Source organism: Bacillus sp. FSL L8-0199 (assembly GCF_038005705.1).
GTDB lineage: Bacteria > Bacillota > Bacilli > Bacillales > Bacillaceae_G > Bacillus_A > Bacillus_A cereus.
On sequence record NZ_JBBOTS010000001.1, the window covers coordinates 5069898 to 5083575 of the forward strand.

Here is a 13678-nt window from a genome sequence, read left to right on the forward strand (position 1 = left end):
AGCAGAGGATTAGTCTGTCCATTTGTCGATACTTTCTTTCGAAACGATCATGTAAAAAATCGTTTATTTATGTACGATTTTTTACATACAAGGGCGACGTTTATCCTCTCTAGTGAAACTAGGGAGGTTTTTTTATGACTATTTTATTCGCAAGTAATATTGAAAAAAGCTTTGGTGATCGCACACTATTTACATTACCATCACTGGAAATTCAAGCACAGGATCGCATAGGAATTGTCGGAGTCAACGGAGCTGGTAAATCTACGTTATTACAAATATTAAGTAAAGAAATAGAAGCTGACAGAGGCATAGTAACTCATCATAGTTCTATCAGCATCATTCCTCAGCTTAGTGAGGAACTACCGGAAACCGCTTCCTCTCTCTCAAAAGGAAAATGGAGTATTTCAAATGTTACAGATGCAATGAGCGGCGGTGAGCGAATGCGGCTAAAGATTGCCCATGCTCTCGAACAGGATGCAGGCATTTTATTCGCTGATGAACCAACAAGCCACTTAGATATGGTTGGTACAGAGCAATTAGAAAAGGCACTCTTATCTTATAAAGGGGCTCTTGTTTTAATATCACATGATCGTGAATTTCTAGATAATATATGTACTAAAATTATTGAAATTGAAGACGGTACGATTCAAGAGTATAAAGGGAATTATTCCAACTATCGAAAACAAAAAGAACGTGAACGAATACAAAAACAAGCAGAGTATGAGCAATATGTACAAGAAAAAAATCGTTTAGAGCAGTCCATTTTACAAAGAAAGCAACGTGCTTCTAACATGACAAAAATCCCAAAACGGTTCAGCTCATCTGAATCTAAACTGTATAAATTAAGTGGGGCTCACGGCCAAGAACAGGTTAGCAAAGCAGCAAAAGCATTAGAAACACGCCTCGAAAAATTAGAAAAGAAAGAAAAGCCGAAAGATTTTTCTCAAGCTCAGTTTGACGTACAATACCATACACCGATTCATAGTAAAGTGGCAGTACAGTTTAATAAAGCAACAAAGAAAATAGGCGACCGCACACTATTTAAAAATATGAATGGAACTATTGCCCCTGGTGCAAAGCTTGCCGTTTTAGGGGCAAATGGAAGCGGCAAAACCACTTTGTTCAACATGCTTCTCACAAACGAGCGTGGCATGCAGCTATCGAAAAGTTGTAAAATTGGATACTTCGAACAAACATTATCTATTTTAAAAACAGATAAAACCATTTTAGAAAATGTTCTAGAAGAAACAAACTATACAGAAGCATTCGTTCGCACAATACTTGCACGACTTCTATTCCGCCGTGAGGATGTTCATAAACCTGTGCACGTTCTAAGCGGGGGTGAACGAATGAAGGTTGCACTCGCAAAAGTATTTTTAGGAAACTATAATATGCTTCTGCTAGATGAACCGACAAACTATTTAGACTTAGCAACGCAAGAAGAATTAGAAACCATGTTACAAGAATATCCTGGCACAATACTTTTCATTAGCCATGACCGTGCCTTTATTCGCTCTGTTGCAGACCATATTCTACAAGTAGATGAGAGTGAACCAAGAATCTTCCACGGTAATTACGAGCAATACACAAAAAGAACCACTGGAGATTCTGTAAACGTTACTGAGCAAGAATTGTTACGATTACAAACAAAATTAACAGAAGTCATCAGCCGGATTTCCATTCCAAATCATCACGATGACATCACATCTCTCGAACAAGAATACGCAAAATTATTAACTCAAATTCAAAAATGTAAAGAAGCGCTCTGATGTCTTCCCTATATATCGACGGGGCCTTCCACATTTCCCAAGAAATATTGACACTTCGACATATAAAGTAAAAAGCCGTGCATCAGCACGGCTTTTTACTTTATATGCGGACAGCAGTCCCGCTCACTGCAACCATTAGCATCCCTTCGCGAACTACTTCGTAATCCACGTCAATACCAACAATTGCATTTGCATTTTTTTGTCTTGCGAAAGTTTTCATCTCTTCCATTGCGATGTCACGCGCTTCTTTTAATTTACTTTCATAAGCGCCAGCACGACCACCGACAACGTCACGGACAGAGGCGAAAAGGTCACGAACGATATTCGCACCCATAATCGCTTCTCCATTGACGATATCGATGTACTCAATAATTTCTTTTCCTTGAATTGTAGACGTTGTTGTTACAATCATACTTTATTACCTCCCATATGAGATTTTTACCTACTTATGGTGCACTAATTCAGCACAAATTATATTTACGAACTAAACTGCGCTTCGTATAATCTGCTGTATCCTCCGCCTTGCTCAATTAATTCATCATGTGAACCTTGTTCTGCAATACCATCTTTATTTACAACGACGATGCGATCTGCATTTTTAATCGTTGCAAGTCTGTGAGCGATAACTAGCGTTGTGCGACCGACAGCTAATTCAGCAAGCGATTTTTGAATCGCAAGTTCTGTCTCTGTATCTAGTGCAGAAGTTGCTTCATCCAATATTAAAATTGGTGGGTTTTTCAAGAACATACGAGCAATAGCTAGACGCTGCTTTTGTCCACCTGAAAGTTTCACGCCGCGCTCACCGATAACAGTATCTAAACCTTCCGGCTGTGAGTAAATTAAATCTTCTAACTGCGCACGTTTTACTGCCTGCCAAATTTCAGGCTCTGATGCCTTTAAATTTCCGTAAGCGATATTTTCACGAATTGTTCCTGAAAATAAGAACACGTCTTGCTGCACAATTCCAATTTGCTTACGAAGTGAAGATAATGTCATATCTTTCGTATCAATCCCATCAATTTGAATTGATCCAGATGATTGCTCATAAAAACGTGGTAATAGGCTACATAACGTCGTTTTCCCAGCTCCTGATGGTCCAACGAACGCAACCGTTTCACCTGCATGTATTTTCAAACTAATGTCATTTAAAATTGGTTCTTTATTTTCATATCCGAACGTAATGTTGTTATATTGAATATCACCATGTACATGTTTAACTTCCATTGCATCTTTAGAGTCTACAATGTCAGGCTCTGTTTCAAGAAGCTCTACATACCTTTTAAAACCAGCGATTCCCTTCGGATAGCTTTCGATTACCGCGTTAATTTTTTCAATTGGGCGGAAGAAAATATTCGTTAATAGAACGAATCCGATAAATCCACCGTACGTTAATTCTCCTTGCAGAACAAACCATGTACCGCATATTAAGACGAAGAGCGTTACGAGCCGCATGAGCATATAACTAATCGATGAATTTAACGCCATAATTTTATACGCCATTAATTTCGTTGTACGGAAACGAGCGTTGTTGACAGCAAATTGCTCTTTCTCAAACTTTTCATTTCCGAATGCTTGTACAACACGAATTCCCCCAACATTGTTCTCAATGCATGCATTAAAATCAGCAACGTCTGAGAATAAACGTCTAAATGTACCTGTCATTTTTTTATTGAAGTAAAGTGCTAACCATAATAGGAATGGAATGACGAAGAACGTTAATAACGCTAACTTCCAGTTAATCATCATCATAAATGAAAATGCCCCAACTAAAGTCATTACGGCGATAAATAAATCTTCCGGTCCATGATGAGCAATTTCCCCAATTTCCATTAAATCGTTTGTAAGGCGGGAAATTAAATGACCTGTTTTATTATTGTCAAAAAATCTGAATGATAGCTTTTGAATATGATCAAATAATTTCTGCCTCATATCTGTTTCAATGTTAACACCAAGCATATGTCCCCAATATGTAACGACATATTGTAAGCCTGCATTTAACATATAAACTGCGAGTAAACCGAAACAAGCCCATAAAATAAGCGTCCAGTTTTGCCCTGGCAATAACTTATCAATAAATTGATTTACGATAAGCGGAAAGCCGAGTTCTAATAATCCTGCGACAACCGCACAAGAAAAGTCGAGTATAAATAAACCTTTATACGGTTTATAGTACGAGAAAAATTTACGCAGCATATCTTACCTCCATTTTCCAAAATTAAAAAGACTCCCTAAATGATAACCATTATCAAATAATTATTCAAGTTATCCGTCTATGAAACTGAAAATAAGCTTTGCGATAGTTGTCGTTTTTTGCTGGAAAGTCGATATATTCGAATAGTCGCCGATATATTTCGAGTTGCGCTGATATATTTGCAAAATCGCCGATATATTTCAAGTTGCGCTGATATATTCGGATAATCGCCGATATAAATTTCATTTACTAACTATCCTCCCCCCAAAAAACAAAAAAGGTACCACCACAAGGTGATACCTTTCCTTCTATTACATCGCTTCCGAATCCCACTCGTGCTCCTGCTCAACGAATACAATACCTAATTCGTGATGCCCACCAGCATATAATGCAGTTTGTGCAAGACGAAGCTCACCATTTGTATCTAATACTTCTAATTTACAAAATGCTCCTGTCGTCTTCGTTTGAAGCGCATCATAAAATTCCTCAGCGCTTTTTGGAATAACTCCATTTACTCTCGTAATAATTTCTCCAGGTAGTAATTTCAGCTCTGCTCCAATTGTATTTGGAATTGTATCTAGTACAACGAGCCCATCATTGCGTGCAGCAAAATATGCTGGTCTTGTTTCATCGGCAATTTTCTCTTGCATCGAGATTGTGAAACGCCCAAGCATTGCGACTCCCATCGCGATAATTGCAAGTACGTGCCACCAATAACTTGCGATTCCTAAAATAAGCACAAGTCCTGCTAATCCATAAACACGTCTTCCTGTAAATAATAAAGCTTCCGTCGGCTCATAACTTTTAATCTTTCTCATAAATCCAATTAAAAATGGAACGAGGAATAGAGAATATGTATTTGAACCTATTGAAACGACAGGCCACCATGAAATAAACTGTGTTACCGCATCACCCGGTACAAGAATAAAAATAGGAACGATCCATAAACGCTTTGATTCGTGTAAACCAATCTTTAATCCACGCTTCCCCTTCCTAATCCTCGGCGTCGAATATCCTACTGCGTTTTTAGAAATCAATAAACCTTCTACAATAAGCATAACGCCTAGTAAAATAGCAAGGGATACAATGGTACTCTCTTCACCTTCTCGAAGCTGTAAGAAGGAAACTGGTAGCTTAGAAGATAATAAAACACATACAATCGCAATGCTAAATGTATAAGCTGCCGATAAATATCGATACATAGCCGTTAATCCAAATAATAACGTCCAAATTAAAATGGCCCATAAGCTTGCTTTAGAAACAACAAGTCCAAGCCCAATCGTAATAATAGATACTACTAATCCGTATCCAATCCCTGCAAATAGAGAGGTTCGCAGTTCAAACCAAATATCATAAACTTTAAAAGAAAAATCTTTTCGTTCTCTTAACATACGTAAGTATCCAACGAAGATACTACTTATTACAAATATATAGACAGCAGGGTGTAAGAAAAAACGTCCAACTGCCCGCATTATTTCAAAAATCCACGCCTCCATGAACTCATTCACCACCATTTATATCATTCTTTCTTTTTATATTATCATAACTAAACAAACGTTTGTTTAACACAAAAAAATACAGGCAGCAAACTGCCTGTATTTCTTCTTATTTTGCCATTAATTTTAATGCTGACTGTAATTGTAGATCATTTTCTCCAGAACGAATTTTTTCGATAATTTTAGTTTGAATCGCTTCAGCTGTCTTTTTATCAAGCTGTCCTGTCGCTTCCATCTCATTTGCATTTTGGAATGCTTTCAGAGCCGATTCTGTCTCTTTACTAAAGTATCCATCTTCACGACCTGGTACATACCCTAAGCTCTTAAGCATTTCTTGAGCATGTTTTACTTGTACATCATTTGAATTGTATGAAAGTGTTTTTTCAATTTGAATTGGTGTCGCATGATAATAATTTGGTTGCTTCACTTCTACTGTTGGCGCGATTCCTTTTTTATGAATCCAGTTCCCATCCGGTGTTAACCATTTAAACATCGTTAATTTAATGTTGCTGCCGTCTTTAAATGGAACAGCTTGCTGGACAGTACCTTTACCAAATGTCTTTTCACCAATTAAATCGTATCCTTCTCCTTCTTTCAGCGCACCCGCTAAAATCTCTGAAGCAGAAGCACTTCCATTATCAATTAATACTGAAATTGGATATGGTTTTCTCGCTTTCAGTTCCGTAGAGAATTTCTTCTTCTCACCATTTCGCTGCTCTACTTGTAGCATCGGCTTTTTATTCGTCATAATTTCCCCTAGTATATCTTCTACACTATTTAAATAGCCACCAGGATTACCACGCACGTCAATAACTAAGCCTTTTATATTTTTCTTCTCTAACTCTTTTAACTGATCCTTAAATTCTTTCGCTGTATTTTCAGCAAAAGAAGTGATTTGCATATAACCGATATCTTTTCCGCTCTCTTGCTTCACAGAACTAAACACTGTAAAGATTGGAATTTTTTCACGCTTAATTTTAAATACGATCGGATCAGTTACTCCCGCACGTTTAATTTCAATTGCGACAGTCGTTCCCTTTTTACCACGAATTTTTAATACTGCTTCTTCACGTGATAAGTCTTTCACACTGTTTCCATCTACAGATAAAATTTGGTCATTCGGTTTAATTCCTATCTTTTCTGCTGGTGAACCTTTAATTGGCGATACGATAATAAGCTTACCGTCCGTCTTGTTCACCTCAGCCCCAATCCCCTCTAATTCGGGATCAAGCGATTCACTAAACTGTTTGGCTGTTTCTTTATCCATATACGTGGAATAAGGGTCCTTCAGCGTAGACAACATACCTTGTATTGCACCTTCAACTAACTTTTCATCTTTCACGTCTTCCACATAACGTGAATCAATTAGTGCATACGCCTCATTAATTTTTGCCAAATTCCCTTGCGCAGTGCTAGCATTCCCACTCGAAATTGTTTGCGTTACTTCTGATGGGTTAACCCCAAATACAGACATGCCTGCAAACATTCCGCCAGCACCAATTAAAAATGCAACAACCATTCCAATAATTGCAACTCTACGTTTCAATGCGGAATTCCCCTTTCCAAAACACACAGGTGGTGTAGCAAAAGGCATCACACAGTGTGTGATGCCTTTACCTATTTCTACTATATGATAAGCTTGTACGAATTATGTTTGCAACTTTTTATACTTTTAAGAAGCGACGAATTGACATTACACTTCCCCACATACCGATTAAAGCACCGATTAACACTAGTAAACCAGCTAATTGGAATACGAACGGACTGTATGGTAGAAGCTCGAAAATTGTTCCGCCAAGTTTTTCATTAAACACACCTTGCAACGAATTATACGTAATTAGAATTAGGCCAATTGGAATAATTGATCCTAATACTCCTAAGAATAATCCCTCTAGCAAGAATGGCCAACGAATAAACCAGTTTGTTGCACCAACAAGTTTCATAATTTCAATTTCTGTACTACGAGCATAAATTGTAATTTTAATTGTATTAGAGATTAAGAACATCGCTGTGAATAAAAGACCAGCAATTAACGCAATCCCAATGTTACGACCAGTTTTTACAGTATCAAATAATCGTTCAACTTGTCCTTTTCCGTACTGAACATTACTAACAAACTGCATTTTTTCAACCTTCTTCGCGATTGTCGCTGTATCGGTTGGTTCTTTTGCTTTTACAACGAATACGTTTTTAAGTGGATTATCTTGTTCAAATAACTCAAACGTTTTTCCACTATCACCTAAGCTTTTAATTAAACGTTTTAACTCTTCTTCTTTAGAAGAATATTTAATAGAATCTACTTTTGCAATCTTACTCATATCTTCTTCTAATTTCTTTTGATCCGCTTCTTTTGCAGCTGGATCAATGTGTACACGAATCTCTACATCTTGCTCTACTTTCGTCGCAAAATGGTTCATATTCATAATCGCTGTTAAAAAGACACCTACAAGTAATAATGTAACTGTTACTGCACTAACAGAAGCAAATGTCATCCATCCGTTACGTGATAGATTCTTTACACCTTCTCGCAAATGTCGACTAAGGGTCTTAGCCTTCATATCCGTATCCTCCCTCAATCTCATCTCGAACAATTTTTCCGCCTTCAATCGCGATTACACGATGACGGATTGTATTTACGATATCTGCATTATGCGTCGCCATAACGATCGTTGTGCCGCGCTCATTAATGCGAGTAAAAATATTCATAATATCAAGAGCTGTTTCAATATCTAAGTTACCTGTTGGCTCATCGGCAATTACAACCTTTGGTCTATTTACAATTGCTCTTGCAATAGCCACACGTTGTTGCTCCCCACCTGAAAGCTCACTTGGAAGTGCGTCTGCACGATCTTCAAGGCCTACAAGACCTAGAACTTCTGTTACACGCTCACGAATTGCATCCGGTTCTTCTTCAATTACTTCTAAAGCAAACGAAACATTCTCATATACTGTTAATTTAGGCAACAATTTGAAATCTTGGAAAATTACACCTAATTGACGACGGAAATACGGAACGTCTCTTTCTGCCAATGTTTCGATAGTAAGTCCATTTACATTAATAGATCCTGTAGATGGTTTCTCTTCACGATACATCATTTTAATAAATGTAGATTTCCCGGCTCCACTCGGTCCAACTACGTATACGAATTCACCTTGTTTAATGTTAACTGTAAGACCAGCAATGGCTTTCATACCATTCGGGTACTCCTTATAAACATTCGTCATTTTTATCATTATTTATCACCCAATACTTAATGATTTTTTTCAAAATACTTTTCTGTACATCTGAAAATAAAAGACATCCTTCATTTTCATTTAGTCATCCTTGTTGAAGGTAGTTTACTTATGCTTTCTCATAAGCAATACCACTCTATGTAATATATTTCAGCAAAATTCTACAAACCCCATTGTAACATCAAACGGTTTCCAATTTGGATACATTTTTGTTACAGTTATGTTACATACCAGAAAAAAGGAAAACGAGTTGACTATATTATCAACTCGCCCATTTCACCTTTTTTATTTATGTTCAGCTAACCATTCAGACACTTTTTTCGCATCTTCACCTTGAATAAGTCCTGGTGACATTGAACCACGGCCTTTTTTAATAATCTCTTCGATATCTGTAGCGTCGTACTTACCGCCTACTTTTCTTAAATCAGGTCCAGTTGCCCCTGATAAATCTGTTGCGTGACATCCCGCACAACTTCTTTGGAAAATTTGTTCTGCGCTGTCTGTGCTTGCAGACTGTTTCGAAGACTTACTCTCTTCTTTATTTCCGCATGCTCCTAAAGCAAAAACAACCGATGTCCCTAGCGCAATAGCCAACAATTTCTTTTTCACTTCTATCGCTCCCTATTGTTGATATTCTTTTTATTCCTAGCACACTCATTTTCATTATAAGCATTATCTTTATATAGAAAAACTAAGGTGTATTTCATATTCCTCAAAAATACAGTGAGAACCTTGATAAAATAAAGCTTTCATAAGTTGTTTCAATTCTGTGAACAACTTAAAAAACTTCTATAAAGTATCCTTTTTAAAAGGAAAATTAGAAAAGTTCTATATAAATCTTTACCCTATTACCGCTCTATTTTACTATTCTCTACTTTTTACAAAACAATATACAGCATTGTAATCTACATATAATCCCATCAAAAAGAGAAGTTGTCGTTTCCAACTTCTCTTCCTCTTTACTTCATCTATAAAAATAGAATCAAATTCTTTATATCCTCTATTGTCCTCAGCATGCGCCAACAATTTCGTTGGCTTTTTTTCGCTTATTAGATACGAGAACGTAAGTAAGCATCAATAAATGGATCAATCTCTCCATCCATAACAGCTTGTACGTTACCAACCTCCGTATTTGTACGATGGTCTTTTACAAGAGAATACGGGTGGAATACGTAAGAACGGATTTGGCTACCCCATCCGATTTCTTTTTGCTCTCCGCGAATTTCATCTAATTCTGCTTGTTGCTCTTCTAGTTTCTTTTGATATAATTTCGCTTTTAACATTTTCATCGCATGCTCACGGTTTTTAATTTGAGAACGCTCCGACTGACATGTTACAACCGTATTTGTCGGTGTATGTGTAATACGAACTGCTGAATCTGTCGTATTTACGTGCTGCCCACCAGCTCCACTTGCTCGGTACGTATCAATTTTTAAGTCTTCTGTACGTACTTCGATTTCAACTTCATCATTGAACTCTGGTACAACTTCACAAGATACGAACGATGTATGACGGCGCCCTGAAGAATCGAATGGTGAAATACGTACAAGACGATGTACACCTTTCTCTGCTTTTAAGTAACCGTAAGCGTTATGACCTTTAATTAATAAAGTTACACTCTTAATACCAGCTTCATCACCTGGTAAATAATCAACCGTTTCTACTTTGAATCCGCGTTTTTCAGCCCAGCGTGTGTACATACGTAATAACATAGAACCCCAGTCTTGTGACTCAGTTCCACCTGCACCTGGATGTAATTCTAAAATCGCATTATTTTTATCATAAGGATCACTTAATAGTAACTGAAGCTCATACTCATTCATTTCTTGAATTAAGCCTTTTACTTCTGATTCTAATTCCTCATGTAAATCTTCATCATACTCTTCTTTTAAAAGCTCATGCGTGATTTCTAAATTTTCGAACGTCTCATCTAACTGACGGAACTTTCCAACCATATCTTTTAACGCATTCGCTTCATTAATTACAGCTTGTGCGCCTTGTTGGTCATCCCAAAATCCTGCGCCCATCATTTTTTCTTCTAATTCTGCAATTTGTTTCTCCTTAGTAGGGAGGTCAAAGAGACCCCCTAAAAGCCGCTAATCGCTTAGCCATTTTCTCTAATTCCTGTCTAATTTCTACTAATTCCATTTCCTTCACCTCTATGTAATTGCTATTACTTTCGTATGAAAACAAGGGAAACTCTCTCCACTTATTACGGAGAGAGTTTAATCCTTCTTAATTATACATTTTTGATATAAAAGTTTGCAAAACAGCCAAAGCTACCGTCCTATATTACTGAACGATACCACAGCAGTTTTTATATTTTTTACCGCTACCACATTTACATAAATCGTTGCGGCCCACTTGGTCACCTTTTACAACTGGCTTTTTCTTTGCTTCTTCGCCATCGCTAGAAGGATGAACAGCTTCACCTTGAACAACTTCTTGACGTTCTAAGTTTTGTTCAATTTCAGCTTTCATAATGTAACGAGAAATTTCCTCTTCAATAGAGGCAACCATTGACTCGAACATCGCGAACCCTTCCATTTGGTACTCACGAAGTGGATCGATTTGACCGTAAGCACGTAAATGAATACCTTCACGAAGGTGATCCATCGCATCAATATGCTCTGTCCATTTCGTATCTACAACGCGGAATACAACAACCTTCTCAAACTCACGCATTTGCTCTTCTGGCATAAGCTTTTCCTTTTCATTGTATCGCTCTATTAATTTCGCGATAATCGGTTCGCTCATTTCCTCAGGAGCAAGGCGACGTAATTCTTCTTCTTTTACATCTCCGTCTTGAAGAAGGTTTGTATTTAAGTAGTCAACAAGACCTTTAATGTTCCAATCTTCTTCAATTTCCTCTTGTGTATGAAGGGCAACAGCACGTTCTACTGTAGATTTCATCATACCTTCAATAATGCCGCGTAAGTTGTCAGACTCCATTACCTCTTGACGCTGTTTGTAAATAACTTCACGTTGTTGACGAAGTACATCATCATATTGCAGTAACTGCTTACGTGCATCATAGTTATTTCCTTCAACACGTTTTTGTGCAGATTCTACCGCACGAGAAACCATTTTACTTTCAATTGGCTGAGAATCATCCATACCAAGGCGGTCCATCATTGCTTTCATATTATCTGAACCAAATCGGCGCATTAATTCATCTTCCATCGATAAGTAGAACTGCGTAACACCAGGGTCCCCTTGACGACCAGCACGACCACGTAACTGATTATCAATACGACGACTTTCGTGACGCTCTGTACCGATAACTGCTAAACCAACGTTTTTCACATCGTCTCCAAGCTTAATATCTGTACCACGACCTGCCATGTTCGTCGCGATTGTTACAGCACCTTTCATACCAGCCTCTGCAATGATATCTGCTTCACGAGCATGGTTTTTCGCATTTAAGATGTTATGACGTACACCTTTACGCGTTAACATTTTTGAAATAAGCTCTGAAGTTTCAATTGCAACTGTACCTACAAGAACAGGTTGCCCTTGTTTATGACGATTTACAATATCCTCAACAACAGCATTGAACTTACCTTCCATTGATTTAAAGATTAAATCGGCACGATCATCACGAATAATCGGTTTGTTTGTCGGAATTACAATAACGTTCATATTGTAAATGTTACGGAATTCCTCTTCCTCTGTTTTCGCTGTACCAGTCATACCAGATAATTTTTCATACATACGGAAGTAGTTCTGGAATGTAATTGTTGCAAGCGTCATGCTTTCATTTTGAATTTCTACACCTTCTTTTGCTTCAATCGCTTGGTGTAATCCTTCGCTATAACGACGACCTTTCATAAGACGACCAGTGAATTGGTCTACAATTACGATTTCGCCTTCTTGTACAACATAATCTGTATCACGGTGCATAACAACGTGTGCACGAAGTCCCTGATTAATATGGTGAAGAAGTGCTACATGTTTTAAATCGAATAAGTTTTCAATATGGAAAGCTTTCTCCGCTTTCGTAATACCATCTTCTGTTAGCATTACATTTTTCGTTTTCACATCAAATGAATAATCTTTTTCATTTTCTAACGTACGAACAAATGCATTTGCAAACATGTATAGCTCTGTTGATTTTTGAGCTTGTCCTGAAATAATAAGCGGCGTACGTGCTTCATCGACTAAAATAGAATCGACTTCATCGATAATAGCAAAGTGAAGTGGACGTTGAACGCACTGCTCTTTATATAAAACCATGTTATCACGTAAGTAATCGAATCCAAGCTCATTATTTGTGCTATACGTAATATCAGCAGCATAAGCCTCTTGTTTCTCTTCGCGTGACATACTATTTAAGTTAATTCCTACCGTTAAGCCAAGGAACTCATGAAGTTGTCCCATTTCGCTCGCATCACGTTGTGCTAAATATTCATTGACTGTAACAACATGAACACCTTTTCCTGTTAAAGCATTTAAATATACAGGTAATGTAGATGTTAACGTTTTACCTTCACCCGTTTTCATCTCAGAAATATTCCCTTCATGTAAGGCAATACCACCCATTAACTGTACGCCATATGGACGCATTCCAAGAACACGAGTTGCCGCTTCGCGAACAACCGCGAAAGCTTCAGGTAGTAGATCATCTACTGTTTCACCTTTTGTTAGACGTTCTTTAAATTCAAGCGTCTTTCCTTTTAATTGTTCATCAGTTAGTGGCTTAATAGATGACTCTAATGCATCAATTTGCTCAACTGTTTTCTGCATACGTTTAATTTGGCGTTGATTTACATCAAACACCTTTTTTAAAATACCGATCATAGGAAATACGCTCCTCTTTTTATTAAAATAAAACTTCCGATTGTTTTTCTTTTTCTCTATTACAATCAGTCGTTATAAAAATCAAATGTATGTTATGCCAATTTTTCTCCTAATTAAAAAAACTAAAATGTATATACCTAATGATAATTGTAACACTTGTCTCATAACTATGACAACAATCGGCAAGA

The 13678-nt window shown here is 37.3% G+C and carries 10 protein-coding genes; 1 reads left to right on the forward strand and 9 read right to left on the reverse strand.

Annotated elements, in window-relative coordinates; translation table 11 throughout:
* The first annotated feature begins 134 nt into the window (after positions 1–134).
* A complete protein-coding gene (abc-f, locus tag NST86_RS26295; protein WP_227593299.1) occupies positions 135–1769 on the forward strand; it encodes a ribosomal protection-like ABC-F family protein in 1635 nt (544 codons plus the stop codon).
* Positions 1770–1869: 100 nt separating this feature from the next.
* Here abc-f and NST86_RS26300 read toward each other — a convergent pair whose 3' ends face one another.
* The 9 genes from NST86_RS26300 to secA form a co-directional block, all read right to left on the reverse strand.
* Positions 1870–2181, reverse strand: coding sequence for a heavy metal-binding domain-containing protein (locus tag NST86_RS26300; protein ID WP_000637523.1), 312 nt, complete (start codon positions 2179–2181; stop codon positions 1870–1872).
* A gap of 65 nt (positions 2182–2246) precedes the next feature.
* A complete protein-coding gene (locus NST86_RS26305; protein ID WP_044795027.1) occupies positions 2247–3962 on the reverse strand; it encodes an ABC transporter ATP-binding protein in 1716 nt (571 codons plus the stop codon).
* Between the two features lie 309 nt (positions 3963–4271).
* Positions 4272–5456, reverse strand: a complete 1185-nt coding sequence (locus NST86_RS26310; protein WP_140159118.1) for a PDZ domain-containing protein — start codon at positions 5454–5456, stop codon at positions 4272–4274.
* A gap of 109 nt (positions 5457–5565) precedes the next feature.
* Entirely contained in the window at positions 5566–7002 is a 1437-nt protein-coding gene (locus tag NST86_RS26315; protein ID WP_445661331.1) for a S41 family peptidase, read from the reverse strand.
* Positions 7003–7120: 118 nt separating this feature from the next.
* Entirely contained in the window at positions 7121–8014 is an 894-nt protein-coding gene (ftsX, locus tag NST86_RS26320; protein WP_000645027.1) for a permease-like cell division protein FtsX, read from the reverse strand.
* The gene (ftsE, locus tag NST86_RS26325; protein WP_000594321.1) at positions 8004–8690 is read right to left on the reverse strand and encodes a cell division ATP-binding protein FtsE; all 687 of its coding nucleotides are present in this window, start codon (positions 8688–8690) and stop codon (positions 8004–8006) included. Before ftsE ends, ftsX begins: the two co-directional genes overlap by 11 nt.
* 285 nt (positions 8691–8975) lie before the next feature.
* Positions 8976–9299 (reverse strand): cytochrome c551, encoded by a 324-nt coding sequence (gene cccB, locus NST86_RS26330; RefSeq protein ID WP_103622726.1) that lies wholly within the window; start codon positions 9297–9299, stop codon positions 8976–8978.
* A 440-nt stretch (positions 9300–9739) separates the two neighbouring features.
* Positions 9740–10838, reverse strand: a protein-coding gene (gene prfB / locus NST86_RS26335; protein ID WP_096001716.1) for a peptide chain release factor 2 whose coding sequence is annotated in 2 segments (ribosomal slippage) — positions 9740–10765 and positions 10767–10838 — 1098 coding nt in all. Because the reading frame shifts where the segments join, the coding sequence is not laid out codon by codon here.
* Positions 10839–10982: 144 nt separating this feature from the next.
* On the reverse strand, positions 10983–13490 hold the full coding sequence (secA, locus tag NST86_RS26340; protein WP_000579388.1) for a preprotein translocase subunit SecA: 2508 nt from the start codon (positions 13488–13490) through the stop codon (positions 10983–10985).
* Between the last annotated feature and the right edge of the window lie 188 nt (positions 13491–13678).

Coding starts and splice junctions, on each gene's coding strand:
- ftsX (WP_000645027.1), bottom strand. CDS start 8,014: ATGAAGGCTAAGACCCTTAGTCGACATTTGCGAGAAGGTGTAAAGAAT.
- ftsE (WP_000594321.1), bottom strand. CDS start 8,690: ATGATAAAAATGACGAATGTTTATAAGGAGTACCCGAATGGTATGAAA.
- NST86_RS26305 (WP_044795027.1), bottom strand. CDS start 3,962: ATGCTGCGTAAATTTTTCTCGTACTATAAACCGTATAAAGGTTTATTT.
- NST86_RS26310 (WP_140159118.1), bottom strand. CDS start 5,456: ATGGAGGCGTGGATTTTTGAAATAATGCGGGCAGTTGGACGTTTTTTC.
- abc-f (WP_227593299.1), top strand. CDS start 135: ATGACTATTTTATTCGCAAGTAATATTGAAAAAAGCTTTGGTGATCGC.
- NST86_RS26300 (WP_000637523.1), bottom strand. CDS start 2,181: ATGATTGTAACAACAACGTCTACAATTCAAGGAAAAGAAATTATTGAG.
- secA (WP_000579388.1), bottom strand. CDS start 13,490: ATGATCGGTATTTTAAAAAAGGTGTTTGATGTAAATCAACGCCAAATT.